A 23,969-nucleotide genomic window follows, 5' to 3' on the forward strand; every position below is an offset into this window, starting at 1 on the left:
CCCGCGCCCATGAAAAAAGTTGAGGCCCCGGGGAGGCCGGGGCTATGGACGTGAACGGGATCTAAACCTCCAGGACCTTGCGCCCGTCGTAGTAGCCGCACTCCGGGCAGACGGTGTGCGGGGGCTTCATCGCCTTGCACTCGGGGCAGGGGACCAGGGTCGGGGGGGTCAGGGCGTGGTGGCTCCTGCGGGCGTCGCGCCGCGCCTTGGAGGTCTTCTTCTTGGGTACCGGGTGCTTGGCCATCTCCAATCCTCCGTGGGGGGCCTTGGCCCCCGCTAAACCCCTGGTAGTATAGCAGACCCGCTAGAGTTCGGGAAGGAGGTCCTTAAGCCCAGTGAAGGGGTGGGAAAGCCCCACCTCGTGGCCGCAGTCCACCAGGTTGCGGTCGGCCCCGCACACCGGGCAAAGCCCCTTGCACCCCTCCTCGCAGAGGACGGTGTAGGGCATCTCCGTCACGAAGGCCTCGGTGAGGAAGGGGAGGAGGTCCAGGTCGGGAAGCCCAAAGGCGTAGTACTCGTCTTCCTCCTCCTCGTGGAAGACCACTTCCTTGAGGCCCTCCTGGTAGCGGAGCATGTGCTGGAAATGGGCGTGGACGTGAGTGGGGGTGGGTTTGAGGCAGCGGCGGCACTCCATGAGGACCACTCCCTCCACCTCCCCGGAAAGCCAGTACTCCGGCCCGCCCACGGCGGAAACCGCCACCTTCCAGGTGGCCTCGCCCTCCAAGGGGAAGCGCTCCTCGCCCACAAGGAAGGCCTCCCGCACCACGCCCGTGGCCCGGGCCGTGCCTCCTTCCTTCAAAAGGCGGGCTAGGTTGATGCTGGTCACCTCGCGCTGTTCCATCCTTACAAGTATAGCGCGCCTTGGGTGGATTTCCTAGGGCATAAACTTCCCGGGCAACGCATAGGGCTTTCTGCTACCATGCCCCCCATGGAGCGGGTAGCGGTGGTCGGGGTGCCCATGGACCTGGGAGCGGGGCGGCGCGGGGTGGACATGGGGCCCTCCGCCCTGCGCTACGCCCGGCTTCTGGAGGAGCTGGAGGCCTTGGGCTTTGGGGTGGAGGACCTGGGGAACGTCCGGGTGCCCTTGGCGGAAACCCTTAGGGGGCGGAAGGGGTCCTACCTGGAGGAGATCCGCCAAGCGGCCCTGGAGCTAAAGGAGCGGCTTCGCGCCTTGCCCGAGGGGGTCTTCCCCATCGTCTTGGGCGGGGACCACTCCCTTTCCATGGGCTCGGTGTCCGGAGTGGCCCGAAAGCGCATTGGGGTGATCTGGGTGGACGCCCACGCCGACTTCAACACCCCGGAAACAAGTCCCTCGGGGAACATCCACGGCATGCCCTTGGCGGTGCTGGCCGGGCTCGGCCACCCCCGGCTCACGGAGGCCTTCCGGGCGGTGGACCCCAAGGACGTGGTCCTCGTTGGGGTGCGGAGCCTGGACCCAGGGGAGAAGCGCCTCCTAAAGGAGATGGGGGTCAAGGTCTACACCATGCACGAGGTGGACCGCCTGGGCGTCGCCCGCATCGCCGAGGAGGCCCTCGCCTACCTGGAAGGTCTCCCCCTCCACGTCTCCCTGGACGCCGATGTCCTGGACCCCACCCTGGCCCCCGGGGTGGGCACCCCGGTGCCGGGAGGGCTTAGCTACCGGGAGGCCCACCTCCTCATGGAAATCCTGGCCCAGTCGGGGCGGGTGAGGAGCTTAGACCTGGTGGAGGTGAACCCCATCCTGGACGAGCGGAACCGCACCGCGGAGATGATGGTGGGCTTGGCCTTAAGCCTTTTGGGGAAGCGGATCCTTTAGGGGGTTTTGGCCCTTAGGGCTTCCCCTAGGCGGCTTCCCTGGAGGAAGGCCTGGCGCAGGCGGGCGTAGCCCGGGCGGCGTTTGCGGTAGAGGAGGGGCTCGAGGGCGCTCCTCGCCCACTCGCTCACCAAGACCGGGAAGTCCAAGCCCGTGTCCCAAAAGTAGGCTTCCGCCTCCCGCCACGCCCCTTCCATGCGTCGGAAAAAGGCGGAGAGGTCCTTGGGCGGCGGGGCCTCGGGCCAGAGGAAGCCGCTCGCCACCCCCAATAGCCACGCCCCCCGGGTGGCCTTGGGCAGGCTTTGGGCCTGGAGCCGCACCCAGGCCAAGGGGTCCTTCTCCAAAAGCTCGGGGGCCAAGGGGTCTTCCACTTTGCCCTCACTCTACCTAGGCCGGGAAAAGCGCACAAGGGGGGCCAAAGCCCCCCTTGTGGGGAAGCAGGCCTAGCCCGCCGCCAGGGCTGGGAGGAGGCTTCCCGGGAAGAGGCCCAGGAGGAGGAGGAAAAGGGCCACCAAGAAGGCCACGCTCCGGGCGAGGGGCCTGGGGGCGGCCATCGCCTCGCCCTTTTGGAACACCGCCAGGGCCAGGCCCAGGTAGTAGTAGGCGCTCACGGCGCTGGTGAGGAGGGCGAGGACCAGTAGTCCCCACTGCCCCGCCCGGGCCGCCTCGGTGAAGACCAGGTACTTGCCCCAGAACCCCGCCAAGGGGGGTAGACCCAGGAGGGAAAGGGCGGCCACGAAGAGGCCAAGGCCCAAAAGGGGGTCCTTGTGGAAGAGGCCCTTGAGGCTTTCTAGGGGTACCTGGTCCGGGGAGACCTCGGAGAGCACGGCGAAGGCCAGGCCCGTGGCCAGGACGTAGGTGAGGAGGTAGAAGCCGAGGGCCTGGGCGTTTCCGGTGTAAAGGGCGAGGGCCATGTACCCGGCGTGGGCGATGGAGGAGTAGGCGAGAAGCCGCTTGGCCTCCTTTTGGCTTAAAGCGGCCAGGTTCCCCAGGAGGACGGAGAGGGCGATGAGGAGGGGGAGGGCCTCGAGGGAAGCCGGGGCCACCACCCTCAGGAGGGCGGCGAAGGCCGCCGCCTTCACCCCCGTGGCCATGAAGAGCACCACCGGGGTGGGGCTACCCTGGTAGACGTCGGGGGTCCAGAAGTGGAAGGGCGCCAGGGCCACCTTAAAGCCCAGGCCCACCAACAAAAGCCCCACCGCCAGGGCGTAGAGGGGGCCTTCCCCCGGGGTGCCCGCCAGCAGGCTCCCCGTGGCCCCGTAGAAGAGGGCGGTGCCGTAGAGGAAGAAGGCGGCGGCCAAGGCCCCGAGGAGGAAGTATTTGAGGGCGGCCTCGAGGCCCGCCCCCCGCCGCCAGGTGGCCAGGGCGTAAAGGGGCAAGGAGAGGGCTTCCAAGGCCACCAGCATCAGCACCAGGTGCTTGGTGGAGGCGAGGAGGTGCATCCCCGTGGCGGCGTAGAGCACGAGGAGGTAGAACTCAAAGCGCCGCGTGCGCACCAGCCCCACCGTCCAAAGCGCTCCCAGGAGGGCGAGGAGGGTGAAAACCCGGGAAACGCCGTCCACCTGGTAAGGCCCAAAGGCCTCCGGCCTTCCCCAGGTGGCGAAAAGGGCGAGGAGCCCCAGGGAAAGCCCCAGGATGGTGAGCCGCTTGAAGGCGGGCACGGAAACGAAGAAGCCGAGGAGGGTGAGGACCACGGAAACCGCCGCAAGGACCAAGAGCGTCATGCGCCACCTCCGAGGATGCGGGCGAAGGCCTCCGCCAAGGGTTCTAGGCCGTGGAGGAAGAAGCCGGGGAAGACCCCCAAGGCCACCAGGGCCAGCACCGCCAAGGCGGCGAAGGGCCACTCCTCGCCCCTAAGGTCGGCCACCTTCCTCCCCTCCTCTTCCCAGAAGGTCTTCTGGAAGGCGGTGAGGGCGTAGGCGGCGGAGGCGATTACCGAGAGGAAGGCGAAGCCGGCAAGCCATGGGCTCGCCTTGTAGGCCCCAAGGAGGGTCAAAAGCTCCCCCGGGAACCCGGCAAGCCCCGGGAGCCCCACCATGGCGAGGAAGAGGAAAAGGGCCAAGGCGGCAAGCCCCGGGGCGCTATGGGAGAGGCCCCGGTAGCGCCCGATCTCCAAGGTCTGAAGCCGCTCGTAAAGCCTCCCCGCCAGGAGGAAAAGCCCCCCGGTGTAGACGCCGCTTGCCGCAAGAAGGTAGAGCCCCCCCAAGGCGCCCTCTGGGGTGCCGGAGAAGACGCCCAAGGCCGCCACCCCCATGTGGGAAACCCCGGCGTAGGCCAGGAGGGTTTTGAAGTCGGGGGCGGAGAAGGCCACCCAGGCCCCGTAGATCGCGGAAAGGGCCGCCAGGAAGAGGAGAAGCCCCTGGAGCTCGGCAAAGCCTTCGGGGGCCAGGGGGATGGCGTAGCGGAAGAAGGCGAAGACCCCCACCTTGTACAGGGTGCCCATGGCGTCCGCCAGGCCTGCGGGGTGGTTTTCCCGGTGGAAGAGGGGAAGCCAGGCGTGCACCGGGAAGAGGGGCGTTTTGATGGCGAAGGCCAGGGCGAAGCCGAGGAAGACCCAGAAGGCGGCCTCGCCCCGCACCGGGTGGGCCAGGAGGTCCTCGAGGAGGAAGGTGGGGCTTCCCCCCAGGGCCTTCACCGCCAGGATGGCGGCCAGCATGGGCAAGGAGCCCGCCAGGGTGAAGAGGAGGAAGGTGTAGATGGCCCTAAGCCGCCCCTCCCCCCCGTAGAAGAGGAGCATGAGGAGGGCGGGGATCAAGGCCGCCTCAAAGAAGAGGTAGAAGACGAGGAGGTCCCGGGCGGCAAAGAGCCCCAAAAGGAGCCCCTCCATGAAGAGGGCGAGGCCCAGGAAGCGGCCTTCCGCCCGGGCCACCAGGGCCCCGAGGAGCACCGTGAGGCCCACCGTGAGGAAGAAAAGGGCGGAAAGCCCGTCCAGGGCGAAGGCCCAGTAGACCCCGGCCTGGGGCACCAGGGGCAGCTGGACGGCGAAGGTTTCGCTCCCCCGGTGGGCCAAAAAGAGCCCCAGGTTGAGGAGGAAGGAGGCCAAAGCCCCAAGGACGCCCAGCGCCCGGGGGGCCCCCAAGAGGAGGAGCGCCCCGAAGAGGATGGGTAGAAGAATGGCCAAGACTACCACCGCATCACCCCCAAGAGGACCAGCACGCCCAAGACGAAGAGGAGGGCGTAGACCCTAAGGTAGCCCGCCTGGAGCCGGGCCACGCTCTGCCCCAGACCCCGCACCGCGCCCCCCAGGCCGAAGTAACCCCTAAGGAGGCCCAAGTCCCCCTGGAGGAGGGCCTCGGCCAGGGCTTTCAAGGGGTTCACCAGGAGGGCGTTGTACGCCTGGTCCACGTAGAAGCTCTCCCGGCTCGCCCGCTCAAAGGCCAGGTACCAGGCGGGGAAGGCCTGTCGTTGGAAGAAGGTGTAGCCGAGCCAAAGCCCAAGGAGGGCCACAAGGGCGGAGAGGGCGATGAGCCCCCACTCCGCTCCCAAGGAGAGGTGGTGGGCCTCCACCTCCGCCAAGGCCGGCTTCAAGAAGGGCTCCAGCAGGTTGGGCAAGGGGTGGGGCAGGGCCAGGTAGCCCGCAAGCACCGAGCCCAAGGCTAGGAGGTGGTTGGGCCAGAGCATCACGGGCGGGGCCTCGTGGGGGTGGTGGTGGCCCCGCTCCTCGCCCAGGAAGACCAGGACGAACCAGCGCATGGCGTACATGGCGGTGAGGACCGCCACCAATAGCGCCCCCACGTAGAAGCCCGCCCCGCCGAAGGGGTAGGTAAGGGTGGCGGTGAGGATGGCGTCCTTGGACCAGAAGCCGGAGAGAAGGGGAAGCCCACCTAGGGCCAAGGCCCCGATGAGGCCGTGCCAGCGGGTTTGGGGCAGGTGCTTCCAAAGCCCTCCCATCTTGCGCACGTCCTGCTCCCCGCCCAGGGCGTGGATCACGCTACCCGAGGCCAGGAAGAGGAGGGCCTTGAAGAAGGCGTGGGTGAAGACGTGGAAGAGCGCCACCCAGTAAGCCCCCACCCCGGCCGCCAGGAACATGTAGCCCAACTGGCTAATGGTGGAGTAGGCCACGATTTTCTTGATGTCCGTCTGCCCAAAGGCGGAAAGGGCCCCGTAGAAGGCGGTGAGGAGGCCGACCACGGCGATGGTGTAGGAAACCTCGGGCAGGGCGCCATAGAGGAAGGAGCTCCGGGCGATGAGGTAGACCCCAGCGGTCACCATGGTGGCGGCGTGGATGAGGGCGGAAACCGGGGTGGGGCCGGCCATGGCGTCGGGAAGCCAGACCATGAGGGGCACCTGGGCGCTTTTGCCCACCGCGCCGAGGAAGAGGAAAAGCCCCGCCAGGGCCAGGAGGGAGGGGTTCTTGAGGGGGCCTTCCAGGGCCTCCTTGAGCTCGGAAATGGAAAGCGTACCGTAAAGGGCCCAGAGGATGGCCATGCCCAGGAGGAAGCCGAGGTCGCCGATGCGGTTCACGATGAAGGCCTTGCGGGCGGAGTCGGCGTACTGGGCGTTCTGGTACCAGAAGCCGATGAGGAGGAAGCTCGCCAGGCCCACGCCCTCCCAGCCGATGAACATCACCGGGTAGCTATCCGCCAGGACCAGGGTGAGCATCATGGCGATGAAGAGGTTGAAGTAGGCGAAGAAGCGGCTATACCCAGGGTCGCCCGCCATGTAGCCAATGGCGTAGACGTGGATGAGGAAGCCCACCCCGGTGACGATGAGGAGCATGAAGCCGGAGAGATGGTCCAGGAGGAGGCTAAAGGGGATGCCGGGAAGCCACTCCGCCTCAAAGCGGGCCCCGCCTCCCAGGAGGAGGTCCACCCCGAGGAGGAAGGAGGCGAGGACCAGGGCGGAGGCGATGACCCCGGGAAGGGGCTCCCGCATCCTTTTGCCGAAAAGCCCCAGGAGGGCGAAGCCCAGAAGGGGCAGGAGGATGGTGGTGAGGAGCGCCATGCTTACCCCCTAAGCTCGGACAGGTCGTCCACCGCGGTGCTTTCCCGGTGGCGGAAGATGGCCACGATGAGCCCTAGGCCAACCGCCACCTCCGCGGCAGCGATGGCGATGACCATGAGGGCGGCCACCTGGCCCTCGAGGCCGTGGGCCCGGGCGAAGCCGATGAGGGAGAGGTTGGCGGCGTTCAGCATGAGCTCAATGGAGAGGAAGACCAGGATGGCGGTCCGGCGGGTCAAGACCCCGTAGACCCCCAGGGCGAAAAGCAGCGCCGAGGCGAAGAGGTAACTCATCGCAGCACCTCCTCCTTGCGCTCCTCGGGGCGCAGGGCGTCCAGGGGGCGGCTCGGCTGCACCAAGGCCACCGCCACCACCGTGGCCGCCATGAGCAGGAAGCCCACGGCGAGGAGGACGAGGAGCCAGTCACCGTAGAGGAGGGGCCCCAGGGCCTGGGGAAGCCCACCTTGGAGGTCTTGGGAGAAGGCGAGCTTCAGGCCCAAGAGCCCGGAGAGGAGGACCCCCGCCACCCCGAGGGAGAGGAGGGCCGCCAGGGGCTTGGAGCGCACCAAGGGGTCAAAGCCCACCTCCCCCTGGGCGGCGAAGAGGAGCATGATGACGAAGAGGAAGAGGACCACGATGGCCCCGGCGTAGACGATGATCTGGATGAACCCGAGGAAGCGGGCGTCTAGGGCCACGTACACCCCGGCCAGGACCAAAAAGTTGGCGATGAGGGCCAAGGCGGCGTGGATGGCGTTCCTTAGCGTCACCACCAGGAGCCCGGTGGCGAGGAGCAAAAGAAGGGCCAAAGCTTCCCAAGGGCTCACTTTTTCCCTCCTTCCGTGGGGGCCTTGAAGCCCTCCAGCTCGGGCCGCACGTAGGGCACCACGTAGCCGGGCTTCACCGCCTTCCCGGTCATCTTGGCCTCGCGCCGTTGGGGTTTGGTCCCCACCACGTCCACCAGCATGTCCTCCTTGCCGTAGATGAGGTCGGAGTACTGGTAGTCCGCCATCTCAAAGTCGTACCCCAGGACGATGGCCCCCGTGGGGCAGGCCTCCTCGCAGAGCCCGCAGAAGATGCAACGGAGCATGTTGATCTCGTAGACCTTGGCGTAGCGCTCCCCGGCGGAAACGGGGTTTTCCGGGTCGTTCTCCGCGGGCTCCACGTAGATGGCGTAGGCGGGGCAGGCGGCGGCGCAGAGGGAGCAGCCGATGCACTTCTCCAGGCCGTTGGGGTGCCGGGTGAGGACGTGCCGCCCGTGGAAGCGGGGCTTGAGGGCCACGGGGGCGTCGGGGTAGGGGACGGTCACCGGCTTGGAGAAGAGGTACTTGAGGGTGATGCCGAGGCTTTGCGCTAGGGCTTTTAAGGTCATGCGCCACCTCCTTTGCGGACGGGCTTGGGGCTATAGAACGTCGCCCCGAGGAGGGCGAGGAAGCTCAGGCCGGAGAGGTAGACGAGGTACACCCGGGGCAGGCCCAGGGCCACCACCAAGGCGGTGATGAGGAACCAGACCAGGGCCACGGGGAACAGGAACCCCCAGCCGAAGCGCAAAAGCTGGTCGTAGCGGAGGCGGAACCAGGTGGCCCGGATCCAGATGAAAAGGAAGAGGAAGAAGGCGATCTTGAGGAACATCCAGAGGTAGGGGACGTTGAAAAAGGGCATGGTCCAGCCCCCCAGGAAGAGGGTGGGGATGAGGGCGCTGGCGGTGATGAAGTGGATGTACTCCGTCATCTGGAAAAGGGCCCACTTGATGGAGCTGTACTCCGTATGGTAGCCCCCCACCAGCTCCTGCTCCGCCTCGGGGAGGTCAAAGGGGGTGCGGGCGGCCTCGGCCAAGGCGGCGATGGCGTAGACCAAGAAGGCGGGAAAGGCGTAGAGGAAGAGCCAGCCGTTTTCCTTCTGCCAGTTCACGATGTCGTTGAGGTTGAGGCTACCCACCAAGAGGACCGGGGCGAGAAGGGCGATGCCGAGGCCGAGCTCGTAGGAGATGAGGCTTGCGGAGGAGCGCAAGGAACCCAGGAGGCTATACTTGCTCCCCGAGGCCCACCCCGCCAGGAAGATGCCGTAGATGGCCATCTCGCTCACGGCGAAGAGGTAGAGGATCCCCAGGTCCAGGTTCACCACCCAAGGCTGGAAGCCGAAGAAGCTCCCCGGGGGGCCGAAGGGGATGGCCCCGAAGGCCAGGAGGGCGAAGACCACCCCGAGGAGAGGGGCGAGGACGAAGAGGACCTTGTCGGCCCGCTCCACCACCAGGTCCTCTTTGAAGATGCTCTTGATGGCGTCGGCGATGGGCTGGAAGAGGCCGGAGGGCCCCACGCGGTTCGGGCCCATGCGGATCTGGAAGCGGGCGAGGAGCCTGCGCTCAATCAAGGTCATGAAGGCAAAGGCGGTGAGGAGGCCCACCACCACCAAAAGCGCCTTCAGGGCCACCATCCAGTAGGGGTCCAGGGGGTAAGGGTTCACGCTTCACCTCCTGCCGGGACCAGGATCTGGGCCGGGAAGCGCCTGCCGGCGAAGGGGCCCAGGGCGGAGAGGTAGTAAAGGCCCTTGGGGACGTCTTGGCGGTGGACCACCCGAGCCCCTTCCCGTCCCAAGGGGGTTTCCACCTCCACCAAGGCGCCTTCGGGCAGGGCCTCGAGGCGGGCCGTTTCCGGGTGGACCCAAAGCTCCGCTGAGGCCGCCTCCTTGGCCTTGCCCTCCCTTTGCCAGGCCTTCCACATGGTGGGTCGGAGGTAGAGGTTCCCCGTTTCCTCCTTGGGCCTGAGCGCCTTGGTGCGGAAGGCGTAAAGCCCCATGGCCTCGGGCACCTTCTTGGCCTTGAGGGCCCGCTCCGCCTCCAGGTGGAGCCTGAAGGGCGGCCGCACCCCCAAAGCCTCCGCCAGGAGGGCCAGGACCTGTAAAGCCCCTTCCGCCTCCCCGTTTTCTATGGGGGCGGGGGAGAGGGGAAGGACGCGGCCTTCCAGGTTCAGGATGTGGCCCCGCTTCTCGTAGAAGGTGGGGGCGGGCAGGATCACGTGGGCGTGGCGCTCGGCCAGGGGGTGGAGGTGGGAGAGGTGCATCACCACGAAGCGCTTTCCCTCTAGGGCCGCCTCGGGGGGGACAAAGCCGTAGTAGGCGTAAGGGGCCCCCGGCTCGTCCCAGGCGGCCCCCTTCTCCTTGGGCCATACCCCCATGGCCTCGAGGCCCCGGGCATTGGGGGCGGGGGTCATGGCCAGGACCTTGGCCCCCTTGCGCTCGGCGAGGAGCCTGGCCCTTTCCGCCGCCACCGTGTCCTGAAGCACCCCAGCCCCCAGGATGAGCACGGGGCGCTCCGCCCGCTCAAAGGCCTCCTTGGCCTTCCGCACCGCCTCGCCTCCCTCCTTCTCCCCCAGGAGGGCGAGGAGGATTTCCCGCTCCTCCCCGGGGGCGTGGACCTCCTGGATGGCCGCCCAGCGCATGAGAGGGGCGCGGTAGGGGGCGAAGAGGGCCATCTTGTCCGTGCGGCGGAGCATCCGCTCCTTGATCTGCAGGTCGGCGAAGGGGGTGCCGTGGGCAAAGCGGTAGGGGGGCTTGAGGTCCCGCACGAACTCGGAGAGGCGCAGGTGGAGGATGGGGGCCTCCTCCGTGGGGTCGCCCAGGACCAGGGCGAAGTCGGCCCGGAGGAGGTCTTCCAGGGTGGCCGGGGGATAGAGGCTCGCCGGGGCGGCGGTGCGGCCCTGGAAGTCCAGGTGGGGGGTTTTGAGGCTCTCCGCCAGGGCGGCGGCCAGGAGGCCCTCCTCCAAGGTGGCGTCCCCCGCCAGGTAAAGCCCCACCTCCTCCCCCTTAGCCCCCTTCAGGCCCTCCTTTAGGGCGAGGAAGGCCTCCTCCCAGGTGGCCTCCCGAAGCCGCCCACCTTCCCGCACCATGGGGGTCTTGAGGCGGCGGGTGTCCGCCCACTCGTGGCCGAAGCGGCCGGCGTCGCAGAGCCAGATCTCGTTGACCTCGGGGACCTCCCGGGCCCGGACCCGTAGGAGCTCGCCGCTTCGGGTGTCCGCGGTGATGCCGCACCCCACGGGGCAGAGGGCGCAGGTGGTGGGGGTTTCCTCCATCTCCCAGTTGCGGGCGCGGAAGCGGGCGGTGAGGTCCAGAAGGGCGCCCACGGGGCAGATGTCCGTGATGTTGCCGGAAAAGCCCGAGGGGAGGCCGAAGTCCAGGGTGCCGATGAAGGTGTGCACCCCCCGCTCAATGAAGTCCAGGACCTCGTCCCCCGGGATCTCCTCAAAGTAGCGCACGCACCGCTTGCAGTGGATGCACCGCTCCCGGTCCAGGATGACGAAGGGGGAGAGGGGGTGGTGCTTGTCCTCGTGGCGGCGGGTGAACTCAAAGCGGGTGTAGACGGGAAGCTCCAGGGGGTTTTTCTGGTAGTACTTCTCGTAAAGCCCGTACTCCACGGTGCGGTCCTGGAGCTCGCAGGCCCCGCCCTTGTCGCAGGTGGGGCAGTCCAGGGGGTGGTTGAGGAGGGTGAACTCCACCATCCCCGCCTGGGCCTCCCGCACCACCTCGGAGAGCGTGTCCACCACCATGCCCTCGGCCACGGCGGTGACGCAGCTCGCCGCAAGCTTGGGTTGCCACTGGATCTCCGGCTCGCCCTTTTCGTTCAAGAGGGGCTTCCCGTCGGGGCCCCGCTTGGGCAGGCCGATGCGCACCAGGCACATGCGGCAGGCCCCGATGGGGGAGAGGTGCTTTTCCGAGCAGAAGAGGGGAACGTCGTACCCGGCGTGGAAGACGGCGTCCATGACGCTCGTCCCCGGGGGCACTTCCACCACGCGGTCGTTGACCTTGACCCTGACCATGTCACCTCCAGAGGCTCGGCCTGGGCACGGGGCGCTTCTCCCGCGCCAGGGCCAGGTACTGGTCCTTGAAGTGCTTCAAGGAGCCTTTTACCGGCCAGACGGCGGCGTCCGCCAAGGGGCAGAAGCTCCGGCCCTCAATGAGGGGGAGGAGGGCTTCCAGGGTTTCCACATCCTGCTCCTCCCCTTCCCCCGTGCCGATTTTGGCGAAGAGGTTCACCATGAACCCCGCCACCCCCTCGCGGCAGGGGGTGCACTTGCCGCAGGACTCGTGGGCGTAGAAGCGGGTCACGTTCCACATGGCGTCCACCATGCTCACCCGCTCGGGGATGAGGATCACCCCCCCGGTGCCCAGCATGGAGCCCTTGGCCTGCAGGTGCTCGTAGCTCATGGGGGTGTCCAGGACCTCCTCCGTGAAGGGCAAGGGCGGGGTGGAAGACCCGCCGGGGATGAGGGCCTGGATGGGCTCCAAAGGCCCCCCCGCCCACTCGTAGATGAGCTCCCGCAAGGTGGTGCCCATGGGAAGCTCGTAGACCCCAGGCCGCCGTACGGGGCCGGAGATCTGGTAGAGCTTCATCCCCTTGGACTGCTCCGTGCCCATCTGGGCGAACCAGTCCGCCCCCCGTTCCAGGATGGGCACCACGGAGGCCAGGGTCTCCACGTTGTTGATGGTGGTGGGCTTTCCCCAAAGCCCCGCCTGCGCCGGGAAGGGGGGCTTGAGGCGGGGGTTGGCCCGGAGGCCCTCCAGGGAGTTCATGAGGGCGGTCTCCTCCCCGCAGATGTAGGCCCCCGCCCCCCGGTGGACGTGGACGTCAAAGGAAAAGTCCGTGCCGAAGAGGTTTTTCCCCAGGTATCCCCGGGCCCTGGCCTCCTGGATGGCGGCCTCGAGGCGGTCCGCCGCCTTCCGGTACTCCCCCCGCACGTAGATGTAGCCCACCGTGGCCCGGATGGCGTAGCCGGCCAGGATCATCCCCTCGAGGAGGAGGTGCGGGACGTCCTCGAGGATGTAGCGGTCCTTGAAGCTCCCCGGCTCGGACTCGTCGGCGTTGCAGATGAGGTAGTGCTGCTTGCCGTCGTCCTTGGGCATGAAGCTCCACTTGAGCCCCGTGGGGAAGCCCGCCCCGCCCCGGCCCCTAAGCCCCGAGCGCTTCACCTCCTCTATGACCTCGTCCGGGGTCTTTTCCTTGAGGACCCGCTTGGCCGTCTCGTACCCCCCGTGCTTCAGGTAGTAGTCCAAAGTCCAGCTCCCCTCCTTGCCCACGTGGGCGTAGAGGGTCCTCTCAAAGCGAGGGTCCTTTCCGGAAACGATGGGCCCGGTCATACCTCCACCTCGTGCACGTGGTGGCCGCACCTGCCGGGAAGCGCGATCTCCTCAAGCCGCTTCCCCGCCCTTAAGCCCTCCAAAAGGGCCTGGAGCCTGGCCCGGGTCACGCACTCCACGTAGGGCTCGTCGTTCACCTGGATCACGGGGGCGGTGTGGCAGCTTCCCAGGCACTCCACCTTCTGCACGCTGAAAAGCCCGTCCGGGGTCACCTCCCCGGGGCCGATGCCCAGCGCCTCGGTGAGGTGGTCCCAAAGCTCGTCTGCCCCGGCGAGCTTGCAGCTTAGCGTGGCGCAGACCTGGAGGTGGTACTTGCCGGTGGGCACAAACTGGTAGTAGGAGTAGAAGCTCGCCACCCCCATGACCTCCGTGGGGGTGGTGCCCACCAGACGGGCGATCTCCTCTATCCGCTCGGGCCGGATCCAGCCCTCCTCCTGCTGCACCCGCCTCAGGAGGGGCATGATGGCGGCCCGCCGCCCCTCGGGCGGGTACTTGGCGAAGGTTTCCCTTAGGAAGTCCTCTTTGTCGTCAAAGAACCCCATCTTCCCTCCTTAGCGGTCCACGTCCCCCATGACCGGGTCCAGGCTGGCGATGATGGCCACCATGTCCGGCACCTGTTCGCCCTTGGCGGCGTAGGGCAGGCTTTGCAGGTTGACGAAGCTCGGCGCCCGCACCTTCACCCGGTAGGGCATGCTCCCCCCGTCGGAGACGATGTAGTAGCCGAGCTCCCCCCGGGCCGACTCCGTGGGCACGTAGACCTCGCCCTTGGGGGGGTGGAAGCCCTCGGTGTAGTGCTTGAAGTGGTAGATCACCGCCTCCATGGAGGTCTCCAGGAGGTGGCGGGGGGGCGGGGTGATCTGGGGGTTGGGGTCGCGCACGGGCCCCGGCTCCAAGCGCTCTAAGGCTTGCCGGATGATCTTCACCGACTCCCGCATCTCCCGGATGCGGATGATCATCCGGTCAAACACGTCCCCGTGTTCCCCCAAGGGCACGTCAAACTGGTAGGTCTCGTACCCGGCGTAGGGGTAGGCCTTGCGCACGTCGTAGTTCACCCCGCTCGCCCGCAAGGACCCCCCGGTGAGGCCGAGGTTGATGGCAACCTCCGGGGGAATCACCCCTACCCCCCGCGCCCTTTCGTAGAAGATGGGGCTTTCGGCAAAGAGGGCCTCGTACTCGTCAATGCGGTGGGGCATGACCTCGAGGAACTTCTTGAGCTCGGGGACGAACTCCTCGGGCAGGTCCTCCTTGACCCCGCCGATGCGGATGTAGTTGTGGTGGAAGCGCTGGCCCGTGACCCACTCAAAGAGGTCCAAAATGGTCTCCCGCTCGCGGAAGGCGTAGAAGAAGGGGGTGAGGGCCCCGAGGTCCAAAAGCCCCGTGCCCAGGAAGACCAGGTGGCTCGCCAGGCGGGAGAGCTCGTTCAGGATGATGCGGATGGTCTGGGCCCTGGGCGGCACCACCGCCCCCACCAGCTTCTCCACCGCCAGGGCGTAGGCCAGGTCGTGGGCGAAGGAGTGGAGGTAGTCCATCCGGGGCGTATACGTGATCACCTGCGTATACGTCCGGTTTTCCATGTTCTTCTCAAAGCCGGTGTGGAGGTAGCCGATGTGGGGGACGAGGTCCAAGACCTCCTCGCCCGAAAGCGTCACCACCACCCGCAAGACCCCGTGGGTGGAGGGGTGTTGCGGGCCCACGTTCAGGGTCATGACCTCGGTGCGGAGCTCTTTGGGCTCCTCCAGGGTCTCCACCGGGTCCAGGTAGTCCTTCATTTGACCTCCTTGGCCTTGGTGAGGTCGGCCCAAAGGGCCCGGTAGCCCTTGCGGCTACCCCCCTTGTAGAGGGTGAGGCCGGGGCTTTTGCCGGTGATGGCGGCCCGGAACTCGCTCGGCACGATGAAGCGCCCCTCGCGGAAGAGGGTGGGGGTTTCCCCCAGGGGGAAGTCCTTGCGCAAGGGATGGCCCTCGAGGTCCTCCGGGGTGAGGATCTTGCGCAGGTCCGGGTGCCCCTCAAAGACGATGCCGAACATGTCGTAAACCTCCCGCTCCAAGAAGTTGGCGCTCCCCCAGAGGTCGGTCACCGTGGGAAGCCTGGGGTCCTTCTCCGGCACGTAGACCCGGGCGAAGAAGCGGCTCCCGTCCCCGTCCTTCCACCCCGGCAGGGAAACCAGCTCGTAGACCACGGCAAAGCGCTCGGGGCGGGGGTCGGGGTACTCCAGGTAGTCCAGGCCCACGATGTCCGCCAGGTAGTTGAAGCCCAGCTCCTTGTAATGGACCATCTCCCCCTTGAAGGCCTCCCGGGGCAGGACCACCCAGAGGTTGCCAAGGCCGTTCTCCTCCACGGCATACCCCTTGGACCGGGCTTCTTCCAGGACACGCTCAAGCCGCACGCTTCACCCCCTTGCCCGCTGCCAGGCGGCCACGGGCGGAAGCTTCCGGCCCCTTTCGTCGTAGGCCTGGCCGCGCACCTTCTTCTGGAGTTGCATCACGGCGTAGATGAGGGCCTCGGGCCGCGGGGGGCAGCCGGGGACGTACACGTCCACGGGCACCACGGAGTCCACGTTCTGCACGATGGCGTAGTTGTTGAACATCCCCCCGGAGCTGGCGCAGGCGCCCATGGAGATCACCCATTTGGGGTCGGGCATCTGCTCCCAGACCCGGCGCATCACCGGGGCCATCTTCTTGGACAGCCGCCCGGCCACGATCATCACGTCCGCCTGGCGGGGGCTGGCCCGGAAGACCTCGCTGCCGAAGCGGGAGAGGTCGTTGCGGGCGTCGGTGGAGGCCATCATCTCAATGGCGCAGCAGGCGAGGCCGAAGGTGGCGGGCCAAAGGGAGTTGGACCGCCCCCAGGCCACCAGCTTTTCCAGGGTGGTGAAGAGAATGCCCTCCCTTTCCAGCTCCTGCACGTCTTTCTCAAACAAATCCTTCAATGCCACCGCATCACCCCCTTCCACCACTCGTAGAGGAAGCCCACGAAGAGGAGGAGGGTGAAGGCCAAAACCCCGAGGAAGCCATAAAGCCCAAGCCCTCCGGCGCTCACGGCGTAGGGCCAGAGGAAGGCCACCTCCACGTCAAAGAGGATGAAGAGCATGGCCACCACGTAGAAGTGGACGGGAAAGCGCTTCACCTCCCCGGCGGGGTCGTTCCCCGACTCGTAGGGCATGAGCTTGGCCCTGCCCGGCTTCTTAGGGCCCAAAAGAGCCCCCACCCCAAGGGCCGCCACCCCGATGAAGAGGGCCACCCCTAGATAGATGAGGACGTTCACGTACTCCGCGATCGGCGCCAAGGTCCCCTCCTTTCGTGCATCTCTTCACGAGGCGGGGACCCAAAACCCCAAACGCCCCCGCCTCATTTCCCGCCCATCTTATCACCCTGAGGCCGGGACAAGGGGGATAGGCTACACCAAGAGTAGATTAAACGGTGTAATGTCCATCCTCACGCGCGGGGAAAAGCTACACCGAAGTGTATAGCAACGCTTGGAGCAGGCGGAACCGCTCCAAGTCCAGGGTTTCGCCCCGCACCTCCGGGGGGAGGCATAGGGCCTCGAGGGCCTTTTCCACCTTTTCCTTGGGGTACCCCGCCGCCACCAAGGCGTTTTTCAGGGTCTTCCTCCGCTTAGCGAAGGCGGCCTCCACCAGGCGGAAAAGCGCCGGGTCGTCGGCCACCCCCAAAGGGGTGAGGCGCACCAGGCTGCTATGGACCTTGGGCGGGGGGAAGAAGGCTCCCGGGGGCAGGTCAAAGAGCCTTTCCGCCCGGGCGTGGTGGGCCACCCGTAGGGACAAGACCCCGTAGGCAGGGCTTCCCGGCTCCGCCGTCATCCGCTCCGCCACCTCCTTCTGCACCAGGAAGACCAGGCGGGCGAAGCGGCCCGTCTGGAGGAGGCGGGTGACCAGGGGGGTGGCGATGTTGTAGGGAAGATTGGCCACCAGGAGGCTTCCTTCCGGCGCCCTCTCCCAGGGAAAGTCAAGGGCGTCTTGGAAGAGGAGCCTGACGGGGAGTCCTTGTAGGGTTTCCTCCAAGACGGGCTTAAGCCGGATGTCCTTCTCTATGGCCGTGACCTCGGCCCCCGCCTCTGCCAGGGCCCGGGTGAGGACGCCAAGCCCCGGCCCCACTTCAAAGACGGGCCCTGTGAAGGGCTTGGCCGCCTCCACGATGCGCCTTAGGTGGGCCTCGGAAACCAGGAAGTTCTGGCCGAAGCGCTTGTCAGCGAAAAGGCCGTGCTTGGCCAGAAGCTCCCGCACCGCTTTGGGGGAGGTGAGGGGGTTAGGCATAGGAGAGGCGCTTGATCCTGACGGCCAAGGGGTCTTCCTCGGGGAAGAGCTCCAGGTACTCCCCCAGGTCCAAGGCGTCAATGAGGGCGAAGCGTTCTTTCAGGAGGATGCCCTCCCGCAGGGGCACGTGGCCGTAGACGCCATAGCGATAGCCCATGCGCTCCACGTAGTCGGGGGTGCGGAACCACCAGGTCTTGGGCTCGCTTTGGGCGTAGAAAAGGTCATCGTACTCCTGGAGCCAGGGCACCGGGCCCACGTGGGCGAAGTGCACCCCGCTTAGCACCCACTCTTTGGGAAAGCGTTCCATCCAGGTTTTGAGGGCCTCCGGTAGGGGCAGGCCGCCTTTTTCGGGGTGGAACTCCAGGTGTTTTAGGTGCCGGTTCCCCAGGATGGGCTCCCCCTTGAGAACCGCCTCGTCGTGGTTGCCCAGGAGGATGACCAGGTTGCCCCCCGCCGCTTCTTGGAAGGTCTTGAGCCGGAAGAGCTCCCGGATCTCCGCCTTGGCCGCCAGGCGTAGGTGGAAGGGGTCTTCCGGGTCAAAGGGGGCGAGGCCGGTGAGCCGCTCGTAATCTCTGGGCGTTTTGGGGTGGACCAGGTCGCCCAAGAGGACCACCTTGGCGGACCCAAAGCGGAGGTCAGGGGTGGGCTTTAGGGAAGCGTCCGCCAGGCCTTCCGCCTTTAGGATGCGCCACAAGGCGGGGAAGTTGGCGTGGAGGTCCCCGATGGCGACGACCCTCATCCCTTGAGCAAGGCCCGGAGTTCCCCGTAGAGGCGCTTGGTCTCCTCAGGGGTCTTGCCGTACCCCCCGTATTTGGTGACGATCCTGGCCGCCTCTTTGCCCAGGCCCTTTTCCCTGAGGCGCTCCAGGAGCTGGTCAATGAGGCGGTGGGCTTCGGGCTTCTCCTCTTCGGGCTCCGCCTCCGGTTCCGGGAGCTTGGGCGGGGTGAAGCGGCCCTTTTCCGGGTCGTAGTCCACCCACTGCTTTTCCAGGCGGTAGAGGTAGCGCCCCACCCCGAACTTCACCGCCGCCCGCTTGAGGGCGTCGGAAAAGGCGGCCTTGAGGGAGTCGCCCTCTCCCACGTCCTCCTTGGTGACCCCGAGGACCGTGAGGCGGCACTTCACCTCGCAAAGCCGCTCCCTACGCTCGCCCCGCTCGTCCTTTAGGTTCCTTTCCTGGTCGGCCAGGACCTCGTAGCTATCGTGCCACCCCTCGGGCCCCACCACCCGGTCCAGGCGGTCCAAGACGGTGCGGGCGTCCACGTAGGGGACCACCAAGGCCCGCTTCCGGTCCTTGGAGAGGGCTTCTATGCGCCACTGCACCTCGGCGGGGGGAAAGGGCTCGGCCAGTTTCCGCCAAACTTCGTCCACTTTCTAAGTCTACTTTAGCGGGCTCTCATGGACCAGGGGAGGGAGGGGGGTATCCTTAGGGCATGCGGAAGTGGCTTGTCCTTTCCTTCCTGTTGGTTCCGGCGGTGGCCCTCGAGGTCCGGATCACCGCCAACCTCACCTTGGATCTCTTTCCCCAAGCGGTGGTGGTGGAGCGGGTGGCGGAGCCCCAGGGGGTCGTGGTGGTCTACAACTTTTCCCGGGCGGAGGCCGTGTTCCGCTACCATGACGAGGACCTGCGCCGCCGGGGCTGGGTGCGCACCAAGTACGAGGTGAAGAAGGGCGAGTGGAAGGCGGAGTACCGCAAGGGCAAGGCCAAGGCTAAGCTTTCCGTGAAGGACAAGAAGGGGCGGGTGGAGGTGCGCCTCAAGGAAGGGGACTAGACAAGCCTTCTTGCCCCGCTACCATATAGGGCGCGTGGGGCCGTGGCGCAGCTGGGAGCGCGCCTGAATCGCACTCAGGAGGTCACGGGTTCGAGTCCCGTCGGCTCCACCAAGTCTGGGACGTGAAAACCGCCCCCCGGGGAAACCCGGGGGGAAGCTTTGACAGCAGGCCGTGTAGCAGAACCCCTCTCAGCCTAGGTCTAGGACCCACCCCATGCGCTCTTCCTCCAAAAGGTGCCGGTAGATGCCCAAGGTGATGGTTGGGCTGGCGTGGCCCATGCGGTCCGCTACCACCTCCACGGGAGCGCCGTTGGCCAGGAGGAGGGAGCCGTAGGAGTGGCGCAGGTCGTGTACACGGATGGCGGGGAGCCCAAGCCGGGCCAGTACCCGCCGCAGGTAGTGGTCCGGAGCGTCTGGGTGGGCAGGGGTGGAGGGGTCCCGCCCAGGGAAAAGCCACATGCCCCGCGCTTCGGCCTCCGATAGCCCCTCGAGGGTTGCCCGGTACGCCCGCAGGCGCTCCAAGGTGGTGGGGGGAATGGGTACGGTGCGGTAGCTTCCCGGCGTCTTTGGCTCCGAAAGCTGGCCCTTTCCGTTCACCTTTATCCACGCCCGGCGCACGTGCAAAACGCCCCGCTCCAGGTCCACATCCCCCCATTGCAGGCCCATCGCTTCACCCCGCCGCAGGCCGCAGGTGAGCATGAGGCGAAGGGCCAGGGCGATGGGGGTTCCCCCCTCGTCCAGGGCCGCCAGCAGAGCGCGGGCCTCCTCCGGCTGGAGGGTGCGCCCCGGGGGACGCTTGGGAGGCAACTTCAGGCGCACCGGGGCCACGGGATTGCGCACAATCATCTCCAGGCGAAGGGCATCCTCAAATAGGGAAAAGAGCAGGGTCCGCGCCAAGCGCACGGTCCTCGAGGTGGCTCGGCCTTGGAGCTCCGTGAGGAAGCGGCGCACGTGCAGGGGCTGTACCGCCTGGAGGCGCATCCGGCCTAGAGGGTCGTGGGCGGAAGGGTTTTTGAGGGATGGAAGCAGGCGGGTGAGCTCGTAGCGGTAGGAGTTTAGGGTGCTGGGCCGCACTTCTTTGGCCTTCATCTCCAGCCACTGCTTGGCCCAATCGGCCACGGTGAGGCGGGTGGGCTCGGGCAGGAGCCCCCGATGATGCCGGGCTTGGAGCTCGGCAAGCTTTCTGGCCACTCAGCCCTGGTCCGGCCATAGACCTGGACGCGTTTGGGGTTGCCCCGCTCGTTGTAGCCGATGGTGATGGCACCCACCCACCGACCGTCCTTCCGCTGGTAGATGGAGCCCTCGCCAGGAGGGCGCTTGCCTGTACGGGGCATCAAATCCTCCGCACCAGGTTCACGGCCACGCCCAAGATGCGGTCGTGCTCTCCCAGGGGCAGGGGCGGGTGGGCGGGGTTATCGGAGTAAAGGTACCAGGAGCCGTTATAGCGTTGAAGCCGCTTGATAACTACCCCATCCCAATGCACATGCACGGCCACGACGCGCCCAGGTTCTGGCGCTCCCTCAGTCCAGAACACCACCACATCTCCATCGGTGAGGGTGGGCTCCATAGAGTCTCCCTTGACCCGCACCGCGAAGAGTTCGCGCTCCCCTTTGCCCCTTAGCTCGGGGAGATCCAGGGTGATGTATTCGGCGTTCTCGTTCCACATGGGCGGTCCCGCTCCTGCCTCAATGATGGGCATCCGGTAGCGCGTGGTGGGGATAAAACTGGAGGAGTCCACCACCGGGGAGGGGAAGCGGATGCCCGTGGCCTGGGAGAACTCTTCAGGGGTCCATTGAAGGGCGTTTAAGAGGCGCCTAAAGGTTTCAGGCTCTTTGGCCCACAAGTAGCGCAAAGCCCCCTCAGGATTGGGGAGCACCTGAGTGGCTAGCCATGAAGCGCTTTTGCCTACCATCCGCGACACCTTTGGTTGCGAGAGCCCAAGCTCTTTTATCCGCTTACGTATAGCAGACGCCGCTTTTTCATGGGCCAAAATATCTGCACCCATACCTACCTCCTCCCCTTATTAGTCAGGGTAGCAGGCGCTTTGCCAGCAGTGTTGACATATTGACTCGGGCGTGCTAGGGTATGGGCATGGACCTGGCTACCCTCATCAGGGTGAAGCGAGCAGAAAAGCGGTTGAGTCAGCAGGAAGTGGCGCGAATGGCCGGGGTCAGCCGCTCGTTTGTGTCTATGGTGGAAAGCGGGAAGACGCGGGTGCGCGTCCAGTCGCTACGAAAACTAGCTCGGGCTCTGGACATTTCTGCCGCCGAGTTATCAGCAGTTCTGATGACAATGGAGGACCCCAATGCCTGACCCCATCGCCTACAACGTGGCCCAGGCCGCGCGGGTGCTGGGCATCGGCGAGACCACCCTGAGGGCTCTCATCCGGGCTCGGCAGATCCGGGTGGCCCGGGTGGGGCGGCGCATCATCATCCCCCACTCTGCCCTGGTGGAGTTTCTAGAGGCGGGAGGCGCTGAACGGGTCCTTTACGGCCACCAGGCCGTGAGGAAGGCCAGGGAGGAGGCCCTGGCCTAAGAGAAGGAGGTACATATGGGACGCGCTCAGTTTACCTCGGCGGCGCAGCGGGCGCTAGCTCCCCGTTGCGCGGTTTGCGGGCGGCCCCTCTCGAGGTCCGGCTACGCGGTGCCGGGCATCGGCGTGGTGGGGCCGGAGTGCCGGCGGAAGTACGCGGCGATGGAGGCCTACCTCGAGGCCGCCCACCCCCGCCTGGTGAACGCCGTGTACGGCGGCGCGAACCTGGCGTGGGACGAGCTCACCCCTGAGGAGCGCTACCGCCTCCACGGGGCCATTCTGGCCCTGCGGCAGGCGGGGCTCCGGGTGGAGGTCATCCGCGATGAGCGCGCCCGCACCGTCCACGTCCGGGTGGCCGGGGTGGAACGTCCCCGGGCGTGGGCGGGGGCGTGGAAGCGGGACGTTTGGCGCGCGTGGGGCGAGCGCCTACGGCTCCAGGCGGAGGCGAGGGCGCTGGCGGCGGAAATGGGGGCAGCCCATGATTAGAGGCGTTCTGCTTTCCCTGGTCATGGGGTGGCTCTGGGGGAACGCCACCCACGACGTGTGGGTGGCGGTGGCCGTGGCCACCACGGGCGTGGCCGCCGCGTTTGTCGGGTGGTTGGCGGCTTGGGAAAGGAGGAATAATGCTTGAGCCCGGCGACATCATCAGGCGCGTGCATAACGAGGACCTCGAGCGCCGCGCCATCCGGGCCTGGTGGGAGCGGCATAGCCTCATCGCCCGCATCCGCCGCATCCAGGCCCATGACCCGGAGGCCGCTCGTAGGGCCGCCCAGCACGCGGAGCGGTGGGGGTGGGAGGGCGTCCTCGAGGTCCTCCACACCTCCACCGCTTGCCCCGTGTGCGGGGGCGATGGGCGCGTCGGGGACGACATCCCCTGTCCAGCCTGCACCCAGGGGAGGTGGGCATGACGGATTTGGAGCTGGCGCGGGAGGTGTTCAGGGCCCTGGCCAAGGCTCCCCAGGGCCTCACCCGGGAGGAGCTGGCCCGGGTCCTGGGAGTGGGCGACCGCCAGATGCGGGACGCCGTGGCCTTGGCCGCGGAGAAGGCGGCTCCCGCCGGCTACCTCCTGGGCATGGACCCGGAGACGGGTCGCTACGTCCTCATCCCCCTCAACGACCCCCAGGCCCCCACGCGGAAGGCCCAGGCGCGGCGCGTCCTCGCCTACCTCTGGAGCTACTTCGAGACCACCTTCCGCCGCTACAGCCTCATGGCGGAGGCCTTCACCCGCGCCTACGGGGAGCCCCCGGAGGTCCTGGGCGCCGCCCAGCCCAACCTCTTCCAAGCGGCCCTGAACCCCGAGGCCCTCTTGCGGGAGGCGGTGCGGGCCTGGGAGCGGCGCGACCAGGCCGCTTTGGCCCAGGTCATGGAGCAAGCTCAGGTCTATTTGGGGGTGGGGCGTGCCTGGTGAGGCCTTCGCCCTGTACGAGGACGCCTTTGAGGTCCTGGCCCGCCTCGAGGCGGGCTCGGCCCGCCTGGTGGTCTTGGACCCCCCGTACGGTACCACCCAGCTGCCCTGGGACCACGCCCCCCACCCGCCCCGCCTCCTCCAGGAGGTGGGGCGGGTCCTGGGGGCAGGGGTGGTCCTGGCCTTCGCCGCCCACCCCTACGCCTTGGACCTGCTCCTGGCGGCCCGGGAGGCGGGGTGGAGCTACTACGAGCTCATCTGGGCTAAACCCCGCCCCACCAACCCCTTTAACGCCAACCGGCGGCCCCTCGTGGCCCACGAGAACGTTTTCGTCCTCTACCGGGGCCCTCACCTTTACCAACCTCAGCTTCGCCCCGGCACCCCCTACCGCCTGCGGCGGCGGACCCCCGCGGGGCGGCACTACGGGCGGGGCACGCCCCACGTGGCGGAGAACCCGGGCACCCGCCATCCCACGTCCGTCTTCCACACGGACGTGGGGGAAGCGGGGGAGCCTCGGCTCCACCCCACGCAAAAGCCCTTGAGCTTCCTCCTGTGGGCGGTGCACAGCTACACCGAGCCCGGGGATTTGGTGGTGGACCCCTACGCGGGAAGCGGGGTGAGCGGCGTAGCCGCCCTCATGACAGGGCGGCGCTGGGTGGGCGCGGAAGCGCACCCGGAGTACCGGGAACGGGCCCGGCGCTGGTTGGCGGGCGCCATCCCATTGCTGGTGGAGGAAGGCGTATGAACACCGTACACGAGATGGGTTTGCGGGCGCATCAGGCGGAAGCGGTGCGGAAGCGGCTCAAGGGCATGGGCTACCAGGTGGACGTGGCCCAGCGCCGCCACAGCGTGGAGGCCTGGGCCATCTACGACGGGCGCACCGTGGGCTATGGCTCCGGGCGGGACGCCCTCGAGGCCCTCCGGTCCCTGGCCGGGGACCTGGGCGTGGAGGTGCAGCCGTGAGGGGCGGCCCCTGGGACGCCGGTTTCGCGGTAGAAGAGGTCGCAGCCATCCTCCGGGACTACCGGGCCGGGCACCTGGGCCCGGAGGAGGCCCTCGAGGAGGTCGCGCAGGCCTTGGTGGAGAACAACTTCGGGAGGCTCCTGGAGGAAGACTCCGCGGAGGAGGGGTAAG

General features: G+C 67.2%; 33 protein-coding genes and 1 tRNA gene. 12 read left to right on the top strand and 22 right to left on the bottom strand.

Features of this window, described 5'->3' with window-relative positions; translation table 11 throughout:
• Positions 1-61: 61 nt before the first annotated feature.
• Positions 62-244, bottom strand: coding sequence for a 50S ribosomal protein L32 (gene rpmF, locus QT17_RS01640; RefSeq protein ID WP_015716502.1), 183 nt, complete (start codon positions 242-244; stop codon positions 62-64).
• A gap of 60 nt (positions 245-304) precedes the next feature.
• The gene (locus tag QT17_RS01645; RefSeq protein WP_039455580.1) at positions 305-841 is read right to left on the bottom strand and encodes a DUF177 domain-containing protein; all 537 of its coding nucleotides are present in this window, start codon (positions 839-841) and stop codon (positions 305-307) included.
• 78 nt (positions 842-919) lie between these two features.
• Here QT17_RS01645 and rocF point away from each other — a divergent pair, with 78 nt between their 5' ends.
• Entirely contained in the window at positions 920-1,795 is an 876-nt protein-coding gene (gene rocF, locus QT17_RS01650) for an arginase (RefSeq protein WP_200883373.1), read from the top strand.
• On the opposite strand, the gene QT17_RS01655 is transcribed toward rocF, so the two are convergent.
• The 18 genes from QT17_RS01655 to QT17_RS01740 all read right to left on the bottom strand — a co-directional run bounded on the left by QT17_RS01655 (position 1,792) and on the right by QT17_RS01740 (position 18,496).
• Positions 1,792-2,163, bottom strand: a complete 372-nt coding sequence (locus QT17_RS01655; protein ID WP_039455584.1) for a hypothetical protein — start codon at positions 2,161-2,163, stop codon at positions 1,792-1,794. The genes rocF and QT17_RS01655 overlap by 4 nt on opposite strands.
• A gap of 72 nt (positions 2,164-2,235) precedes the next feature.
• The gene (locus QT17_RS01660; protein WP_039455586.1) at positions 2,236-3,516 is read right to left on the bottom strand and encodes an NADH-quinone oxidoreductase subunit N; all 1,281 of its coding nucleotides are present in this window, start codon (positions 3,514-3,516) and stop codon (positions 2,236-2,238) included.
• On the bottom strand, positions 3,513-4,922 hold the full coding sequence (locus QT17_RS01665) for a NuoM family protein (protein WP_039455588.1): 1,410 nt from the start codon (positions 4,920-4,922) through the stop codon (positions 3,513-3,515). Before QT17_RS01665 ends, QT17_RS01660 begins: the two co-directional genes overlap by 4 nt.
• A complete protein-coding gene (gene nuoL, locus QT17_RS01670; RefSeq protein WP_039455589.1) occupies positions 4,916-6,736 on the bottom strand; it encodes an NADH-quinone oxidoreductase subunit L in 1,821 nt (606 codons plus the stop codon). The genes QT17_RS01665 and nuoL overlap by 7 nt, the downstream gene beginning before the upstream one ends.
• 2 nt (positions 6,737-6,738) lie before the next feature.
• Positions 6,739-7,026, bottom strand: coding sequence for an NADH-quinone oxidoreductase subunit NuoK (gene nuoK / locus QT17_RS01675; protein ID WP_039455591.1), 288 nt, complete (start codon positions 7,024-7,026; stop codon positions 6,739-6,741).
• Positions 7,023-7,556 (bottom strand): NADH-quinone oxidoreductase subunit J, encoded by a 534-nt coding sequence (locus tag QT17_RS01680; protein ID WP_039455592.1) that lies wholly within the window; start codon positions 7,554-7,556, stop codon positions 7,023-7,025. Before QT17_RS01680 ends, nuoK begins: the two co-directional genes overlap by 4 nt.
• On the bottom strand, positions 7,553-8,101 hold the full coding sequence (gene nuoI / locus QT17_RS01685) for an NADH-quinone oxidoreductase subunit NuoI (protein ID WP_039455593.1): 549 nt from the start codon (positions 8,099-8,101) through the stop codon (positions 7,553-7,555). The genes QT17_RS01680 and nuoI overlap by 4 nt, the downstream gene beginning before the upstream one ends.
• Complete coding sequence (nuoH, locus tag QT17_RS01690; protein WP_039456188.1) at positions 8,098-9,162, bottom strand: NADH-quinone oxidoreductase subunit NuoH; 1,065 nt, start codon at positions 9,160-9,162, stop codon at positions 8,098-8,100. The genes nuoI and nuoH overlap by 4 nt, the downstream gene beginning before the upstream one ends.
• Positions 9,163-9,188: 26 nt before the next feature.
• On the bottom strand, positions 9,189-11,540 hold the full coding sequence (nuoG, locus tag QT17_RS01695) for an NADH-quinone oxidoreductase subunit NuoG (RefSeq protein ID WP_039455595.1): 2,352 nt from the start codon (positions 11,538-11,540) through the stop codon (positions 9,189-9,191).
• Between the two features lies 1 nt (position 11,541).
• Positions 11,542-12,858, bottom strand: coding sequence for an NADH-quinone oxidoreductase subunit NuoF (gene nuoF / locus QT17_RS01700; RefSeq protein WP_039455597.1), 1,317 nt, complete (start codon positions 12,856-12,858; stop codon positions 11,542-11,544).
• Positions 12,855-13,400, bottom strand: coding sequence for an NADH-quinone oxidoreductase subunit NuoE (nuoE, locus tag QT17_RS01705; protein ID WP_039455598.1), 546 nt, complete (start codon positions 13,398-13,400; stop codon positions 12,855-12,857). The genes nuoF and nuoE overlap by 4 nt, the downstream gene beginning before the upstream one ends.
• Before the next feature lie 9 nt (positions 13,401-13,409).
• Positions 13,410-14,627, bottom strand: a complete 1,218-nt coding sequence (nuoD, locus tag QT17_RS01710; protein ID WP_039455599.1) for an NADH dehydrogenase (quinone) subunit D — start codon at positions 14,625-14,627, stop codon at positions 13,410-13,412.
• On the bottom strand, positions 14,624-15,244 hold the full coding sequence (locus QT17_RS01715; protein WP_039455607.1) for an NADH-quinone oxidoreductase subunit C: 621 nt from the start codon (positions 15,242-15,244) through the stop codon (positions 14,624-14,626). The genes nuoD and QT17_RS01715 overlap by 4 nt, the downstream gene beginning before the upstream one ends.
• Positions 15,245-15,247: 3 nt before the next feature.
• Entirely contained in the window at positions 15,248-15,793 is a 546-nt protein-coding gene (locus tag QT17_RS01720; protein WP_039455609.1) for an NADH-quinone oxidoreductase subunit B family protein, read from the bottom strand.
• A complete protein-coding gene (locus QT17_RS01725; protein ID WP_039455610.1) occupies positions 15,784-16,143 on the bottom strand; it encodes an NADH-quinone oxidoreductase subunit A in 360 nt (119 codons plus the stop codon). Before QT17_RS01725 ends, QT17_RS01720 begins: the two co-directional genes overlap by 10 nt.
• A 166-nt stretch (positions 16,144-16,309) precedes the next feature.
• Positions 16,310-17,128, bottom strand: coding sequence for a 16S rRNA (adenine(1518)-N(6)/adenine(1519)-N(6))-dimethyltransferase RsmA (rsmA, locus tag QT17_RS01730; RefSeq protein ID WP_039455612.1), 819 nt, complete (start codon positions 17,126-17,128; stop codon positions 16,310-16,312).
• The gene (locus QT17_RS01735) at positions 17,121-17,867 is read right to left on the bottom strand and encodes a metallophosphoesterase (protein ID WP_039455614.1); all 747 of its coding nucleotides are present in this window, start codon (positions 17,865-17,867) and stop codon (positions 17,121-17,123) included. Before QT17_RS01735 ends, rsmA begins: the two co-directional genes overlap by 8 nt.
• Entirely contained in the window at positions 17,864-18,496 is a 633-nt protein-coding gene (locus QT17_RS01740; protein ID WP_039455620.1) for a Rad52/Rad22 family DNA repair protein, read from the bottom strand. Before QT17_RS01740 ends, QT17_RS01735 begins: the two co-directional genes overlap by 4 nt.
• A 62-nt stretch (positions 18,497-18,558) precedes the next feature.
• On the opposite strand from QT17_RS01740, the gene QT17_RS01745 reads away from it, so the two are divergent.
• Together QT17_RS01745 and QT17_RS01750 are read left to right on the top strand one after the other, a co-directional pair.
• Complete coding sequence (locus QT17_RS01745) at positions 18,559-18,897, top strand: hypothetical protein (protein WP_039455621.1); 339 nt, start codon at positions 18,559-18,561, stop codon at positions 18,895-18,897.
• Positions 18,898-18,933: 36 nt separating this feature from the next.
• Positions 18,934-19,009: transfer RNA gene (locus tag QT17_RS01750), tRNA-Ala, on the top strand.
• 77 nt (positions 19,010-19,086) lie between these two features.
• Here QT17_RS01750 and QT17_RS01755 read toward each other — a convergent pair.
• Positions 19,087-20,088, bottom strand: coding sequence for a site-specific integrase (locus QT17_RS01755; RefSeq protein WP_235283680.1), 1,002 nt, complete (start codon positions 20,086-20,088; stop codon positions 19,087-19,089).
• 142 nt (positions 20,089-20,230) lie between these two features.
• Positions 20,231-20,749, bottom strand: a complete 519-nt coding sequence (locus QT17_RS01760; protein WP_235283682.1) for a S24 family peptidase — start codon at positions 20,747-20,749, stop codon at positions 20,231-20,233.
• Positions 20,750-20,988: 239 nt separating this feature from the next.
• Between QT17_RS01760 and QT17_RS14950 the strand changes: the two genes are divergently transcribed.
• The 9 genes from QT17_RS14950 to QT17_RS13775 are packed head-to-tail and all read left to right on the top strand — an operon-like array spanning position 20,989 to position 23,968.
• A complete protein-coding gene (locus tag QT17_RS14950) occupies positions 20,989-21,210 on the top strand; it encodes a helix-turn-helix domain-containing protein (RefSeq protein WP_047753581.1) in 222 nt (73 codons plus the stop codon).
• Positions 21,203-21,433 carry a helix-turn-helix domain-containing protein gene (locus tag QT17_RS01770; RefSeq protein WP_039455626.1) on the top strand — a complete coding sequence of 77 codons (231 nt, stop codon included), beginning with the start codon at positions 21,203-21,205 and terminating at the stop codon, positions 21,431-21,433. Before QT17_RS14950 ends, QT17_RS01770 begins: the two co-directional genes overlap by 8 nt.
• A gap of 15 nt (positions 21,434-21,448) precedes the next feature.
• Positions 21,449-21,916, top strand: a complete 468-nt coding sequence (locus QT17_RS13550; RefSeq protein ID WP_152607303.1) for a hypothetical protein — start codon at positions 21,449-21,451, stop codon at positions 21,914-21,916.
• On the top strand, positions 21,909-22,061 hold the full coding sequence (locus tag QT17_RS13770; RefSeq protein ID WP_153802415.1) for a hypothetical protein: 153 nt from the start codon (positions 21,909-21,911) through the stop codon (positions 22,059-22,061). Before QT17_RS13550 ends, QT17_RS13770 begins: the two co-directional genes overlap by 8 nt.
• Positions 22,054-22,338 carry a hypothetical protein gene (locus QT17_RS01780; RefSeq protein WP_039455630.1) on the top strand — a complete coding sequence of 95 codons (285 nt, stop codon included), beginning with the start codon at positions 22,054-22,056 and terminating at the stop codon, positions 22,336-22,338. Before QT17_RS13770 ends, QT17_RS01780 begins: the two co-directional genes overlap by 8 nt.
• Positions 22,335-22,838 carry a hypothetical protein gene (locus tag QT17_RS01785; protein WP_039455632.1) on the top strand — a complete coding sequence of 168 codons (504 nt, stop codon included), beginning with the start codon at positions 22,335-22,337 and terminating at the stop codon, positions 22,836-22,838. The genes QT17_RS01780 and QT17_RS01785 overlap by 4 nt, the downstream gene beginning before the upstream one ends.
• Complete coding sequence (locus QT17_RS01790) at positions 22,828-23,580, top strand: site-specific DNA-methyltransferase (protein ID WP_052155135.1); 753 nt, start codon at positions 22,828-22,830, stop codon at positions 23,578-23,580. The genes QT17_RS01785 and QT17_RS01790 overlap by 11 nt, the downstream gene beginning before the upstream one ends.
• Positions 23,577-23,798 (top strand): hypothetical protein, encoded by a 222-nt coding sequence (locus QT17_RS01795; RefSeq protein ID WP_039455635.1) that lies wholly within the window; start codon positions 23,577-23,579, stop codon positions 23,796-23,798. The genes QT17_RS01790 and QT17_RS01795 overlap by 4 nt, the downstream gene beginning before the upstream one ends.
• Positions 23,795-23,968: a hypothetical protein gene (locus tag QT17_RS13775; protein ID WP_153802416.1), complete on the top strand. Its 174-nt coding sequence runs from the start codon at positions 23,795-23,797 to the stop codon at positions 23,966-23,968. The genes QT17_RS01795 and QT17_RS13775 overlap by 4 nt, the downstream gene beginning before the upstream one ends.
• The last annotated feature ends 1 nt before the right edge of the window (position 23,969 follow it).

It is taken from the genome of Thermus sp. 2.9 (assembly GCF_000794385.1).
GTDB classification, from domain to species: Bacteria; Deinococcota; Deinococci; order Deinococcales; family Thermaceae; genus Thermus; species Thermus thalpophilus.